Annotated in this window: 17 protein-coding genes; 7 read left to right on the top strand and 10 right to left on the bottom strand. The window is 57.9% G+C overall.

The features are described from left to right. Positions 1 to 8: 8 nt before the first annotated feature. The 10 genes from KGB18_RS15370 to KGB18_RS15325 form a co-directional block, all read right to left on the bottom strand. Positions 9 to 284, bottom strand: a complete 276-nt coding sequence (locus KGB18_RS15370) for an HPr family phosphocarrier protein (protein WP_008037392.1) — start codon at positions 282 to 284, stop codon at positions 9 to 11. A gap of 15 nt (positions 285 to 299) precedes the next feature. Next, the gene (rapZ, locus tag KGB18_RS15365) at positions 300 to 1157 is read right to left on the bottom strand and encodes an RNase adapter RapZ (RefSeq protein WP_123498993.1); all 858 of its coding nucleotides are present in this window, start codon (positions 1155 to 1157) and stop codon (positions 300 to 302) included. A 2-nt stretch (positions 1158 to 1159) separates the two neighbouring features. Then, positions 1160 to 1624, bottom strand: a complete 465-nt coding sequence (gene ptsN / locus KGB18_RS15360) for a PTS IIA-like nitrogen regulatory protein PtsN (RefSeq protein ID WP_007901530.1) — start codon at positions 1622 to 1624, stop codon at positions 1160 to 1162. A 12-nt stretch (positions 1625 to 1636) separates the two neighbouring features. Further along, complete coding sequence (gene hpf, locus KGB18_RS15355; RefSeq protein WP_003178005.1) at positions 1637 to 1945, bottom strand: ribosome hibernation-promoting factor, HPF/YfiA family; 309 nt, start codon at positions 1943 to 1945, stop codon at positions 1637 to 1639. 79 nt (positions 1946 to 2024) lie between these two features. Beyond that, complete coding sequence (locus KGB18_RS15350; protein WP_032835202.1) at positions 2025 to 3518, bottom strand: RNA polymerase factor sigma-54; 1494 nt, start codon at positions 3516 to 3518, stop codon at positions 2025 to 2027. Positions 3519 to 3702: 184 nt separating this feature from the next. Next, a complete protein-coding gene (gene lptB, locus KGB18_RS15345; protein WP_030128011.1) occupies positions 3703 to 4428 on the bottom strand; it encodes an LPS export ABC transporter ATP-binding protein in 726 nt (241 codons plus the stop codon). Then, a complete protein-coding gene (gene lptA, locus KGB18_RS15340) occupies positions 4428 to 4976 on the bottom strand; it encodes a lipopolysaccharide transport periplasmic protein LptA (protein WP_030128010.1) in 549 nt (182 codons plus the stop codon). The genes lptB and lptA overlap by 1 nt, the downstream gene beginning before the upstream one ends. Beyond that, complete coding sequence (lptC, locus tag KGB18_RS15335; RefSeq protein WP_008008624.1) at positions 4963 to 5535, bottom strand: LPS export ABC transporter periplasmic protein LptC; 573 nt, start codon at positions 5533 to 5535, stop codon at positions 4963 to 4965. Before lptC ends, lptA begins: the two co-directional genes overlap by 14 nt. Positions 5536 to 5542: 7 nt before the next feature. Continuing rightward, positions 5543 to 6067 carry a KdsC family phosphatase gene (locus tag KGB18_RS15330; RefSeq protein WP_008008625.1) on the bottom strand — a complete coding sequence of 175 codons (525 nt, stop codon included), beginning with the start codon at positions 6065 to 6067 and terminating at the stop codon, positions 5543 to 5545. Further along, positions 6067 to 7041: a KpsF/GutQ family sugar-phosphate isomerase gene (locus KGB18_RS15325; protein ID WP_123720006.1), complete on the bottom strand. Its 975-nt coding sequence runs from the start codon at positions 7039 to 7041 to the stop codon at positions 6067 to 6069. The genes KGB18_RS15330 and KGB18_RS15325 overlap by 1 nt, the downstream gene beginning before the upstream one ends. 277 nt (positions 7042 to 7318) lie before the next feature. Between KGB18_RS15325 and KGB18_RS15320 the strand changes: the two genes are divergently transcribed. From KGB18_RS15320 to murA, 7 genes are all read left to right on the top strand, one after another. Further along, a complete protein-coding gene (locus tag KGB18_RS15320; protein WP_038978972.1) occupies positions 7319 to 8128 on the top strand; it encodes an ATP-binding cassette domain-containing protein in 810 nt (269 codons plus the stop codon). Next, positions 8128 to 8925 carry a lipid asymmetry maintenance ABC transporter permease subunit MlaE gene (gene mlaE, locus KGB18_RS15315; RefSeq protein ID WP_123720005.1) on the top strand — a complete coding sequence of 266 codons (798 nt, stop codon included), beginning with the start codon at positions 8128 to 8130 and terminating at the stop codon, positions 8923 to 8925. The genes KGB18_RS15320 and mlaE overlap by 1 nt, the downstream gene beginning before the upstream one ends. Beyond that, positions 8925 to 9392 carry an outer membrane lipid asymmetry maintenance protein MlaD gene (mlaD, locus tag KGB18_RS15310; protein ID WP_007901560.1) on the top strand — a complete coding sequence of 156 codons (468 nt, stop codon included), beginning with the start codon at positions 8925 to 8927 and terminating at the stop codon, positions 9390 to 9392. The genes mlaE and mlaD overlap by 1 nt, the downstream gene beginning before the upstream one ends. An 11-nt stretch (positions 9393 to 9403) precedes the next feature. Then, positions 9404 to 10057, top strand: a complete 654-nt coding sequence (locus KGB18_RS15305; protein ID WP_123720004.1) for a phospholipid-binding protein MlaC — start codon at positions 9404 to 9406, stop codon at positions 10055 to 10057. Further along, on the top strand, positions 10054 to 10359 hold the full coding sequence (locus KGB18_RS15300; RefSeq protein WP_123720003.1) for a lipid asymmetry maintenance protein MlaB: 306 nt from the start codon (positions 10054 to 10056) through the stop codon (positions 10357 to 10359). Before KGB18_RS15305 ends, KGB18_RS15300 begins: the two co-directional genes overlap by 4 nt. Positions 10360 to 10473: 114 nt before the next feature. Continuing rightward, positions 10474 to 10713, top strand: a complete 240-nt coding sequence (locus KGB18_RS15295; protein WP_007912386.1) for a BolA family protein — start codon at positions 10474 to 10476, stop codon at positions 10711 to 10713. A gap of 22 nt (positions 10714 to 10735) precedes the next feature. Next, positions 10736 to 12001 (top strand): UDP-N-acetylglucosamine 1-carboxyvinyltransferase, encoded by a 1266-nt coding sequence (gene murA / locus KGB18_RS15290; protein ID WP_007901567.1) that lies wholly within the window; start codon positions 10736 to 10738, stop codon positions 11999 to 12001. Positions 12002 to 12085 lie beyond the last annotated feature (84 nt).

Here is a 12085-nt window from a genome sequence, read left to right as displayed (position 1 = left end):
TGCGCTGTTTATTCGCCTTCGTCGAAGTAACGGTTGATCAAGTCTGTCAGCGCATCCAGCGCTCTTTGCTCGTCTTCGCCTTCGGTACTGATATAGATTTTGGTGCCCTTGCCTGCAGCGAGCATCATCATGGCCATGATGCTTTTGCCATCGACCGTGGATTCCGGAGTGCGTCCTACTCTGATCGTGCAATCCTTGAACTCACCGGCGACGCCAACGAATTTTGCAGACGCGCGGGCATGCAGGCCCAGCTTGTTGATGATTTCGATTTCCAGAGCAGGCATCGCGATGTGAATCCTTTAGCTGAGGTCGCGGTGGCGGACCTGGACGTTCTTCAGGGTTTTTTGCAGGACCTGACCCAGACGTTCGGTCAGGTAGACAGAGCGGTGATGCCCGCCGGTGCAGCCAATGGCAATGGTGACATAGGCACGGTTGCTGGCGGCAAAGCGGGGCAGCCACTTGAGCAGGTACGAGGAAATGTCCTGGAACATCTCTTCGACGTCAGGCTGTGCCGCCAGGTACTCGGCCACCGGTTGATCGAGCCCGGACTGTGCCCGTAGCTCCGGCTTCCAGTAAGGGTTGGGCAGGCAGCGCACGTCGAACACCAGATCGGCGTCCACCGGCATGCCACGCTTGAACCCGAAAGATTCCACCAGGAACGCAGTGCCCGGTTCCGGCTGATTCAGCAGGCGCAGCTTGATGGTATCGCGCAGCTGATACAGGTTCAGATTGGTGGTATTGACCTTGAGGTCGGCCAGATCGGCGATAGGCCCCAGCAGATTGGTTTCGTCCTGTATCGCCTCCGCCAATGAGCGATTGGCGCTGCTCAGCGGGTGACGACGGCGAGTTTCCGAAAAGCGTTTGAGCAAGGTTTCTTCGTCGGCGTCCAGGTACAGCACATCGCACTGGATATGCCGGCTGCGGACCTCTTCCAGCAATTCGGGGAACCGTGACAGGTGGCTCGGCAGGTTGCGCGCATCAATGGACACGGCCACCAGCGGTTGTGCCAGCTCGGTGTGAATCAGCGCGCGTTCGGCCAGTTCCGGCAGCAAACCAGCAGGCAGGTTGTCGATGCAGTAGTAGCCGTTGTCCTCGAGCACATCGAGGGCGGTACTTTTACCTGAGCCGGAGCGGCCACTGACGATGATCAGGCGCATGATTAGTGACCGTTTTGCTCGTCCAGGACAACCTGATACAAGGCTTCGTTGCTCGGGGCGCTGCGCAGCTTCTCACGCACTTCCTTGCGATCCAGCATGCTGGCGATCTGACGGAGCAATTCCAGGTGTGCATCGGTGGCAGCTTCCGGGACCAGCAGAACGAACAGCAGGTCAACCGGGGCGCCATCAATGGCGTCGAAATCGATAGGGGCTTCCAGGTGCAGCAGCGCACTGATTGGCGAGGTGCAGCCTTTAAGCCGGCAGTGGGGGATGGCGATGCCGTTGCCGAAACCGGTAGAACCGAGTTTCTCACGGGCAATCAGGGCCTCGAATACGTCCTGCATTTCCAGATCCGGTACTTCGCGGTGGATAAGGTTGGCAATTTGCTCGAGGGCTTTCTTTTTACTGCCACCCGGCGCGTTCACTTGGGAACGGCCGGGGGTCAGGATGGTTTCTAGTCGGATCATGGATTGGGGGTGTTAACGACCGGTCGCGCCCTGGAGGAGGCTCTGGGTCTTTTCCTTATGCTTTTTAAGTTGGCGATCCAGCTTGTCGGTCAGCAGGTCGATGGCGGCATACATGTCCGTATGCTCGGCATTGGCGACCACTTCTCCGCCGGGAATATGCAGCGTGGCTTCGATCTTCTGCAGCAGTTTTTCGACGTTCATCGTGACTTGCACATTGGTGATCTTGTCGAAATGCCTCTCTAATCGGTCGAGTTTTTCGCCGATGTAGGTGCGCAGGGGTTCGGTCACTTCCAGTTGGTGTCCACTGATGTTGACTTGCATACAGCTTCTCCTTCGTTGCCAGTGCATAAAGCGGCAGGCAGAAATGCCTGCCACTGGAACGCTGTGGCGAGCCCGGCGGCTACATCAACCGCTTCCGTTCGCTGGAAGGCGCGATCCCCAGGGATTCGCGGTACTTGGCGACGGTGCGACGGGCTACCTGAATGCCTTGTGCCTCCAGTAAACCAGCGATCTTGCTGTCACTCAACGGCTTTTTCTGATTTTCCGCAGCAACCAGTTTTTTGATGATCGCGCGGATCGCCGTGGACGAGCATTCACCGCCTTCGGAGGTACTGACGTGGCTGGAAAAAAAGTATTTCAGTTCATAGATGCCCCGTGGGGTATGCATGAATTTTTGCGTGGTCACCCGTGAAATCGTCGATTCATGCATGCCCACCGCTTCGGCGATGTCGTGCAGCACCAACGGCTTCATGGCTTCGTCACCGTATTCTAGAAAGCCGCGTTGATGCTCGACGATCTGGGTGGCGACTTTCATCAGGGTTTCATTGCGGCTTTGCAGGCTCTTGATGAACCAGCGAGCTTCCTGCAACTGATTACGCATGAAGGTGTTGTCGGCGCTGGTATCGGCGCGGCGCACGAAACCGGCGTATTGGGCGTTGACCCGCAGGCGTGGCACCGATTCCTGGTTCAGCTCCACCAGCCAGCGCTCGTTGTCCTTGCGCACGATCACGTCGGGAACGACGTATTCGGCTTCGGTGGACTCGATCTGTGAGCCCGGGCGCGGGTTGAGGCTCTGGACCAATTCGATGACCTGACGCAGTTCATCTTCCTTGAGCTTCATGCGGCGCATCAGCTGGCTGTAGTCGCGGCTGCCGAGCAGGTCGATGTAATCGGTGACCAGGCGCTTGGCCTCGGCCAGCCAAGGGGTCTTGGCGGGCAGCTGGCGCAGTTGCAGCAGCAGGCATTCGCCGAGATTGCGGGCGCCGATGCCAGCGGGTTCGAATTGCTGAATGCGGTGCAGGACGGCTTCGATTTCGTCCAGTTCGATGTCCAGTTCCGGGTCGAAGGCTTCGAGGATTTCCTCAAGGGTTTCGTCCAGGTAGCCCTGATTGTTGATGCAGTCGATCAGGGTCACGGCGATCAGGCGATCGGTGTCGGACATCGGTGCGAGGTTCAGTTGCCAGAGCAAATGGCTTTGCAGGCTTTCACCGACCGATGTGCGGGTGGTGAAATCCCACTCGTCGTCATCGTTGCTCGGCAGGCTGCTGGCGCTGGTCTGGTAGACGTCTTCCCAGGCCGTGTCGACGGGCAATTCGTTAGGAATGCGCTCATTCCAGTCGCCTTCCTCGAGGTTATCCACCGTTGGGGCGGTTTCCTGGTAGGAGGGTTCCTGAATGTCGGCGTTGGGTTTCTGTTCGGCGCTATCGGCCAAGGGGTCGGCATTATCGAAGTCGTCGCCTTCTTCCTGGCGTTCGAGCATCGGATTGGACTCCAGGGCCTCCTGGATTTCCTGTTGCAGGTCCAGGGTCGACAATTGGAGCAGGCGGATGGCCTGTTGCAGCTGCGGTGTCATCGTCAGCTGCTGGCCCATTCTCAAGACTAGCGATGGTTTCATGGCAGGGGCTTAACACCTTATTCGCCGGCGCACATGCGCCATCCACTACAGGGCGCCGAAGCGCCAAACATAAGCAAATTATATGCCCGAAACTGAAGTGTTTGCCTAGAGCGCTGTAACAATAAAAACTTATTGATTTTTTATTGAAGTGAGCGCTCTCTCGGCGACCCGGGCACCTCAGTGCTTACAGGCGGAACTCATGACCCAGATACACTTCCTTGACCAGTTCATTGGCCAGGATGGTGGCGGAGTCACCTTCAGCGATCAGTTGACCATCGTTGACGATGTAGGCGGTTTCGCAGATATCCAGGGTTTCACGGACGTTATGGTCCGTGATCAGCACACCAATGCCTTTGGCCTTGAGGTGATGAATGATCTGCTTGATATCACCCACCGAAATCGGGTCCACACCGGCGAAAGGTTCGTCGAGGAGGATGAATTTCGGATTGGTGGCCAGTGCCCGGGCAATTTCCACGCGGCGGCGTTCACCACCGGACAGACTCATGCCGAGGTTGTCGCGGATGTGGTGGATGTGAAATTCCTGCAGCAGGCTTTCCAGCTCTTGGCGACGACCGGCCTTGTCGAGTTCCTTGCGGGTCTCGAGGATGGCCATGATGTTGTCGGCCACCGACAATTTGCGGAAGATCGACGCTTCTTGCGGAAGATAGCCGATACCCGCCTTCGCACGACCGTGCATCGGCTGGTGGCTGACATCCAGGTCATCGATCAGTACGCGGCCCTGATCGGCCTGTACCAGGCCGACAATCATGTAGAAGCAGGTGGTTTTACCGGCGCCGTTAGGGCCAAGCAGGCCGACGATCTGACCGCTGTCGATGGACAGGCTGACGTCGCGCACGACCTGACGGCTCTTGTAGCTCTTGGCCAGATGCTGAGCTTTCAGAGTTGCCATTACTGGGCCTTTTGCTCGTCAGTTTTCTTCTTCGGCTGGATCACCATGTCGATGCGAGGACGCGCCTCGGTAACCTTGTTACCCGTGGCGCGACCGGCGCTCGCAAGCTTTTTGACCGTGTCGTAGACGATTTTCTCGCCTTGGGTGACGTTGTTGTCTTTATCGATGACTTTGGCGCGATCGATCAGCACGACGCGGTTTTGCGAGGCGTGGTACTGAATAGTCACTCCGTAACCCTGAACAGGCTTGGTGTCGCCCGCCGTTTGCAGTTGCTCGAAGTAGGCGAGGTTGCCTACCGAGGTCACCACGTCGATGTCGCCGGCCGGGGTGCGGGTGATGGTCACGGTGTTACCGGTGACCTTCATCGAGCCCTGCGTAATGATTACATCGCCTTTATAAGTGGCAACGCCATTCTTGTCGTCCAGTTGGGCATCGTCGGCCTGAATGCGGATAGGCTGCTCTTGATCGTTCGGCAGAGCCCAGGCGCTCACGCTTCCCAGTGCTGCGCCCAGACTGAGCAAAATAGGGAGAGTTTTAACGAGCCTCATACTGTCCTCTTACGTTCGATAGCAGGTGTATCCTGCTTTCTTTCAAGTACGCTTTCATTCCGTTGCCTGTCGATACACCGCCGGCGCCGTCGATTCTAACGGGTTGATCGGTCTGCGCATATTGCTGCTGCGGGAACACTGTCATACGGGTGGTGGTAATCAGGGTTTTGCGGTTTTTTTCGTCGAAACGGGTGATACGTACCGAGTCAATCAGCTCGACTTGAGTACCGTCCGGGTTGACTTCGCCGCGCTCGCTCTGGACGTGCCAGGGGAATTCGGTGCCACGGAACATGTTCAGGTCAGGATTGGTCAGCAACGTCACTTCGGTCGCTTTCAGGTGTTCAACCTTGTCCGACGTCATCTCGTATTGCAGTTTGCCGTCGGGCAGGTACTGCACGCTGTGGGCGTTGACGGCGTAATAGTCGATCGCGCTTTCATCGACCTTCACCACCGGTTTGTCGAGGAAGCGTTCCGGGCTGATGTTCCAGTAGCCGACCGCTGCAAAAATCGCTGCGATGCAACCGAACATCAGGATGTTGCGAATCTTTTTGCTCAGCATGATGGGCTCACAGGTACGCGGCGTTGGCCGCATCGAGGCGGCCCTGGGCGCGCAGGATCAATTCGCAGAATTCGCGAGCAGCACCCTCGCCACCGCGGGCCTGGGTGATGCCGTGGGCGTGTTCGCGCACGAAACTGGCAGCGCTGGCCACCGCCATGCCAAGGCCAACACGGCGAATCACCGGCAGGTCTGGCAGGTCGTCGCCAAGGTAGGCCACTTGTTCATAGCTCAGGTTGAGCTGGGCAAGAAGTTCGTCGAGCACCACCAGTTTGTCTTCGCGACCCTGGTACAGGTGTGGAATGCCGAGGTTCTTCGCACGCCGTTCAACCACCGGGGTCTTGCGGCCGCTGATGATAGCGGTCTGCACGCCGGCTGCCATCAACATCTTGATGCCCTGGCCGTCGAGGGTGTTGAAAGTCTTGAATTCGCTGCCGTCTTCGAGGAAGTACAGGCGCCCATCGGTCAGTACGCCGTCGACGTCGAATACCGCCAGTTTGATCTGTTTGCCGCGTTGCAGCAGGTCCGTGCTCATTACATTACTCCCGCACGCAGCAAATCGTGCATGTTCAAGGCGCCGACCGGGCGGTCTTCGCTGTCGACCACTACCAGTGCGTTGATCTTGTGGTCTTCCATGATTTTCAGCGCCTCGGCGGCGAGCATCTCGGCACGTGCGGTCTTGCCGTGGGCGGTCATCACTTCATCAATTGTCGTGCTGTGGATATCAATGGTGCGGTCCAGAGTGCGGCGCAGATCGCCGTCGGTGAAGATCCCGGCGAGTTTTCCATCTGTGCTCAGTACAACGGTCATGCCCAACCCCTTACGGGTCATTTCCATCAAGGCATCCTTGAGCAGCGTACCGCACGTCACTTGCGGTAATTCGGTGCCGGCATGCATGACGTTTTCCACTTTCAGCAACAAGCGGCGGCCAAGGGCACCACCCGGGTGGGAAAAAGCGAAATCTTCAGCGGTAAAACCGCGAGCTTCAAGCAAGGCAACGGCAAGGGCGTCACCCATGACCAGCGCCGCGGTGGTCGACGAGGTAGGTGCCAGATTCAGCGGGCAGGCTTCGTGTTCGACGCTTACATTGAGGTTGACTTCAGCTGCCTTGGCCAGCGGCGACTCGGGGTTACCGGTCAGGCTGATCATTTGAATGCCCTGGCGCTTGATCAGCGGCAGCAAGGTGACGATTTCGTTGGTGGACCCGGAGTTCGACAGCGCCAATATGATGTCATCACGGGTGATCATGCCCATGTCGCCATGGCTGGCCTCGGCCGGATGCACAAAAAACGCCGTGGTGCCGGTGCTGGCCAGGGTGGCGGCAATCTTGTTGCCGATATGTCCCGATTTGCCCATGCCGACCACGACCACGCGGCCTTTGCTGGCCAGAATCATCTCGCAAGCGCGTACGAAATCTGCGTCGATATGGGGCAATAAGCCTTGTACGGCTTCCAGTTCGAGGCGGATGGTACGTTGTGCTGATTGAATCAGGTCGCTGGATTGGTTCATGTCGGAAATCGAATAGCCTGATGAAAAGGCGGCGATTATAACGGTAATGATCAAAACCCTCACGCAAGTTCGTTGCGGTTTGTCATTACTTGTTACCGAATCTCTCTAAATAGATGATTTCAGGCGGTCATGTTGCTGAACATGCCCGGCTTGGGCCTTGGGCGCTTGAGCTTTGCAGTGATATAGTTCGCCGCCAGTTCGGCCTGCCCGGGGGAGGTATGTGCTTTCGCCAGAAAGCCAGGCGTCCGAGTGAGAGGCTGCATCGCAAGGAGTTTAGATGAGTGCCGATAACGCCTACGCGGTCGAGCTGAAGGGACTGACCTTCAAGCGCGGTACGCGCAGCATTTTCAATAACGTCGATATCCGCATACCGCGCGGCAAGGTCACCGGCATCATGGGGCCTTCCGGGTGTGGCAAGACCACGCTGTTGCGGCTGATAGGCGCACAGTTGCGTCCTACCAGCGGCGAAGTCTGGGTCAACGGCCAGAACCTGCCAACGTTGTCGCGCAGCGATCTGTTCGATGCGCGCAAGCACATGGGTGTGTTGTTTCAGAGCGGCGCGTTGTTTACCGATCTTGATGTGTTCGAGAACGTTGCCTTTCCGCTGCGTGTTCATACCGAGCTGCCGGAAGAAATGATCCGCGACATTGTCTTGCTCAAATTGCAGGCAGTGGGCTTGCGTGGCGCCATCGACCTGATGCCTGACGAATTGTCCGGCGGCATGAAACGTCGCGTCGCGCTGGCCCGGGCAATTGCGCTCGATCCGCGAATCCTTATGTATGACGAGCCCTTTGTCGGCCAGGACCCGATCGCCATGGGCGTACTGGTGCGCCTGATCCGCCTGCTCAACGATGCGCTGGGCATCACCAGTATCGTGGTTTCCCACGACCTGGCCGAGACCGCGAGCATCGCTGACCACCTCATTGTGGTGGGCGACGGGCAAGTGTTGGGCCAGGGCACACCCAAGGATTTGATGAAATCGGATGAGCCACGTATTCGTCAATTCTTGACTGGCGAACCCGACGGCCCGGTCGCATACCACTTTCCAGCGCCGGATTACCGCGCAGATCTTCTGGGGAAGCGCTGATGCGCAAGATTTCATTAATAGAAAGAGTACGCCGCTTCGGCTTCGCCGGCATTGATGTGCTGGCGGTGTTCGGGCGTTCGGCGCTGTTCCTGTTTCATGCCTTGCTCGGTCGTGGCGGCATCGGCGGCGGTTTTGGCCTGCTGGTCAAGCAACTGCATTCGGTGGGTGTGATGTCCCTGGTGATCATCGTGGTCTCCGGGGTGTTCATCGGCATGGTGCTGGCGCTGCAGGGTTTTAACATTCTGTCCAGCTACGGTTCGGAGCAGGCCGTCGGGCAGATGGTTGCGCTGACGCTGTTGCGGGAACTGGGGCCGGTGGTCACGGCCTTGCTGTTCGCCGGTCGCGCGGGTTCGGCCCTGACCGCTGAAATCGGCAACATGAAGTCCACCGAGCAATTATCCAGCCTGGAAATGATCGGGGTCGACCCGCTCAAGTACATCATTGCCCCGCGCCTGTGGGCCGGCTTCATTTCCCTGCCGGTGCTGACGATGATTTTTAGCGTGGTGGGTATCTGGGGCGGTTCGTGGGTGGCTGTCGACTGGCTGGGTGTCTATGACGGCTCCTACTGGTCGAACATGCAAAACAGCGTGACGTTTGTCGACGATGTGCTCAACGGTATTATCAAAAGCATCGTTTTTGCCTTCGTCGTGACCTGGATCGCCGTATTCCAAGGCTATGACTGCGAGCCCACTTCCGAGGGGATCAGTCGTGCCACTACCAAGACCGTGGTGTATGCCTCTTTGGCTGTACTCGGCCTGGACTTTATTTTGACCGCCTTGATGTTTGGAGATTTCTGATGCAAAACCGCACCCTGGAAATCGGTGTCGGCCTTTTCTTGCTGGCTGGCATCCTGGCTTTGCTGTTGCTTGCGTTGCGGGTCAGTGGTCTGTCCCCGAGCGCAACCACCGAAACTTATAAACTTTATGCATATTTCGACAATATCGCCGGTTTGACGGTCAGAGCTAAAGTGACCATGGCCGGTGTGACCATCGGCAAGGTCACGGCGATCGATCTGGACCGCGACAGCTTCACCGGTCGGGTGACCATGCAACTGGAAAAGCGCGTAGATAATCTGCCGACTGACTCCACTGCCTCTATCCTGACCGCTGGCCTGTTGGGTGAGAAATACATCGGTATCAGTGTGGGCGGGGAGGAAACCCTGCTCAAGGAGGGTGGAACCATCCACGACACGCAGTCGTCACTGGTACTCGAGGACTTGATCGGTAAATTTCTGCTCAATACCGTTAGCAAAGACGCCAAATGAGGAGCTTTTGAATGATCTCTATCTTGCGACGTGGCCTGTTGGTAATACTCGCGGCCTTGCCGTTGATGGCTAACGCCGTGGCGGGGTCTTCCGCCCACGATCTGGTACAGGACACCACCACCCGGTTGTTGGCGGATCTTGCCGCGAACAAAGAAAAGTACAAACAGGACCCGCAGGACTTTTATACGGCGCTGAATACCATCGTCGGTCCTGTGGTGGATGCCGAAGGTATTTCCAAGAGCATCATGACGGTCAAGTATTCACGCAAGGCGACCCCCGAGCAGATGCAGAAGTTTGTCGAGAACTTCAAAAAAGGCCTGTTCCAGTTCTATGGCAATGCTTTGCTTGAGTACGACAACCAGGGCATCGTCGTCGATCCTGCCAAGGATGAGTCGGGAGACCGTACCAGCGTTGGCATGACGGTCAAAAGCAGCAGCGGCGCGATCTATCCTGTGTCTTACACACTCGAAAAGATCAATGGCGAGTGGAAGCTGCGCAACGTGATCATCAATGGCATCAATATCGGCAAGCTGTTCCGCGATCAGTTCGCTGATGCGATGCAGCGCAATGGCAACGATCTGGACAAAACCATCAACGGTTGGGCCGGGGAAGTCGCCAAAGCCAAGGAAACCACCGAGAAATCTACCGAGACCCAAACCCAATGAGTGAGTCGGCCATTCGCATGAGCGAATCCGGCGAGCTGCTGCTCAGTGGCGTACTGGATTACCGGACAGGCCCGAACCTGCGCAAGCAGGGGCAGGCGCTGATCAAGTCCAGTAACGCAGCTGCGCTGGTGGTTGATTGCTCCTCGGTGGAGAAGTCCAGCAGCGTCGGCTTGTCGCTGCTGCTGTGCTTCATGCGCGATGCTCAGGCGGCCGGTAAGACCCTGAGCATTCGTGCGATACCCGAAGATATGCGTGAAATCGCTCAGGTCAGCGAATTGACCGAGCTGTTGGCGCATCCCTGAACCGCATCTATAAAGAAGCCCCCCGTCAGAGTCCTGCTTCGCGGGGTTCGCAGGCGCGGGGCTTTTTTGTATGATGTCCGACCCGCGCGCACAGGGCGCCGATTGAGGTTGAGCATGCAGGCCGTAGAAGTGAAGAGCTTCCTTGAAGGAAAGCTGCCCGGAACGCTGGTAGAAGTTGAGGGCGAAGGCTGCAACTTTCAGCTGAACGTGATTAGCGATGAACTGGCGGCGTTGAGCCCGGTGAAGCGTCAGCAGCAGATCTATGCCCATTTGAACCCATGGATCACCGATGGCAGCATCCATGCGGTCACTATGAAATTTTTCAGCAGCGCGGCCTGGGCCGAGCGCACCTGAGCCCAAGGGCGTCGAGATTCTTATGGATAAATTGATTATTACCGGTGGCGTTCGTCTTGATGGCGAAATCCGCATCTCCGGGGCAAAGAACTCTGCCCTGCCGATCCTGGCTGCAACCCTGCTGTGCGATGGCCCGGTTACCGTTGCCAACCTGCCGCACCTGCACGACATCACCACCATGATCGAGCTGTTCGGTCGCATGGGCATCGAGCCGGTGATCGACGAGAAGCTCAGCGTCGAAATCGACCCGCGCACCATCAAGACCCTGATCGCGCCGTACGAACTGGTGAAAACCATGCGTGCCTCGATCCTGGTACTGGGTCCGATGGTTGCCCGTTTCGGCGAAGCCGAAGTCGCACTGCCTGGCGGTTGCGCCATCGGTTCGCGTCCGGTCGACCTGCACATCCGTGGCCTCGAGGCCATGGGCGCGGTCATCGACGTTGAAGGCGGCTACATCAAGGCCAAGGCCCCTGAGGGTGGCCTGCGCGGTGCGCACTTCTTCTTCGACACCGTCAGCGTGACCGGTACCGAAAACATCATGATGGCGGCCGCTCTGGCCAAGGGCCGTAGCGTGCTGGCGAACGCCGCTCGCGAGCCTGAGGTCATCGACCTGGCGAACTTCCTGAACGCCATGGGCGCCAAGATCACTGGCGCCGGCACCGATACCATCACCATCGATGGCGTCGAGCGTCTGCACCCGACCACTTACAAGGTGATGCCTGACCGTATCGAAACCGGCACCTACCTGGTGGCGGCAGCGGTGACCGGCGGTCGCGTGAAGGTCAAGGACACTGATCCGACCATCCTCGAAGCCGTTCTGGAAAAACTCCGCGAATCGGGTGCTGAAATCACCTGCGGCGAAGACTGGATCGAGCTGAACATGCACGGCAAGCGGCCAAAAGCCGTTAACGTGCGGACCGCTCCATACCCGGCGTTCCCGACCGACATGCAGGCGCAGTTCATCTCCCTCAACGCCATTGCCGAAGGCACTGGTGCGGTGATCGAGACGATCTTCGAAAACCGCTTCATGCACGTATACGAACTGCACCGCATGGGCGCTCATATCCAGGTCGAAGGCAACACCGCCATCGTCACCGGCATCGAAAAGCTCAAGGGCGCGCCAGTAATGGCCACCGACCTGCGTGCTTCGGCCAGCCTGGTGATCTCGGCGCTGATCGCCGAAGGCGATACCCTGATCGACCGCATCTACCACATCGACCGTGGTTACGAGTGCATCGAAGAGAAACTGCAGATGCTCGGCGCGAAAATCCGCCGCGTACCGGGCTAGTTTCTGCTGCATGGGTGCAGGGACGCGCCCGTTGGTTTCGTTTAAAGTCGAGGGTAGTCTTTTCATTAGAGAGACGCCCTCGAT

The organism is Pseudomonas sp. BF-R-26, assembly GCF_019947395.1.
GTDB lineage: Bacteria > Pseudomonadota > Gammaproteobacteria > Pseudomonadales > Pseudomonadaceae > Aquipseudomonas > Aquipseudomonas farris.
The sequence above is the reverse complement of the archived record's forward strand: the minus strand, read 5'-3'. Positions and strand labels throughout refer to the sequence as shown.

Excerpts from the sequence above, each read along its gene's own strand:
- KGB18_RS15330 (WP_008008625.1), bottom strand. The coding sequence starts at position 6,067 with ATGAGCACGGACCTGCTGCAACGCGGCAAACAGATCAAACTGGCGGTA.
- KGB18_RS15325 (WP_123720006.1), bottom strand. The coding sequence starts at position 7,041 with ATGAACCAATCCAGCGACCTGATTCAATCAGCACAACGTACCATCCGC.
- KGB18_RS15305 (WP_123720004.1), top strand. The coding sequence starts at position 9,404 with ATGATCTCTATCTTGCGACGTGGCCTGTTGGTAATACTCGCGGCCTTG.
- lptA (WP_030128010.1), bottom strand. The coding sequence starts at position 4,976 with ATGAGGCTCGTTAAAACTCTCCCTATTTTGCTCAGTCTGGGCGCAGCA.
- rapZ (WP_123498993.1), bottom strand. The coding sequence starts at position 1,157 with ATGCGCCTGATCATCGTCAGTGGCCGCTCCGGCTCAGGTAAAAGTACC.
- lptB (WP_030128011.1), bottom strand. The coding sequence starts at position 4,428 with ATGGCAACTCTGAAAGCTCAGCATCTGGCCAAGAGCTACAAGAGCCGT.
- ptsN (WP_007901530.1), bottom strand. The coding sequence starts at position 1,624 with ATGATCCGACTAGAAACCATCCTGACCCCCGGCCGTTCCCAAGTGAAC.
- KGB18_RS15350 (WP_032835202.1), bottom strand. The coding sequence starts at position 3,518 with ATGAAACCATCGCTAGTCTTGAGAATGGGCCAGCAGCTGACGATGACA.
- mlaE (WP_123720005.1), top strand. The coding sequence starts at position 8,128 with ATGCGCAAGATTTCATTAATAGAAAGAGTACGCCGCTTCGGCTTCGCC.
- KGB18_RS15370 (WP_008037392.1), bottom strand. The coding sequence starts at position 284 with ATGCCTGCTCTGGAAATCGAAATCATCAACAAGCTGGGCCTGCATGCC.
- murA (WP_007901567.1), top strand. The coding sequence starts at position 10,736 with ATGGATAAATTGATTATTACCGGTGGCGTTCGTCTTGATGGCGAAATC.
- KGB18_RS15295 (WP_007912386.1), top strand. The coding sequence starts at position 10,474 with ATGCAGGCCGTAGAAGTGAAGAGCTTCCTTGAAGGAAAGCTGCCCGGA.
- KGB18_RS15320 (WP_038978972.1), top strand. The coding sequence starts at position 7,319 with ATGAGTGCCGATAACGCCTACGCGGTCGAGCTGAAGGGACTGACCTTC.
- hpf (WP_003178005.1), bottom strand. The coding sequence starts at position 1,945 with ATGCAAGTCAACATCAGTGGACACCAACTGGAAGTGACCGAACCCCTG.
- KGB18_RS15300 (WP_123720003.1), top strand. The coding sequence starts at position 10,054 with ATGAGTGAGTCGGCCATTCGCATGAGCGAATCCGGCGAGCTGCTGCTC.
- lptC (WP_008008624.1), bottom strand. The coding sequence starts at position 5,535 with ATGCTGAGCAAAAAGATTCGCAACATCCTGATGTTCGGTTGCATCGCA.
- mlaD (WP_007901560.1), top strand. The coding sequence starts at position 8,925 with ATGCAAAACCGCACCCTGGAAATCGGTGTCGGCCTTTTCTTGCTGGCT.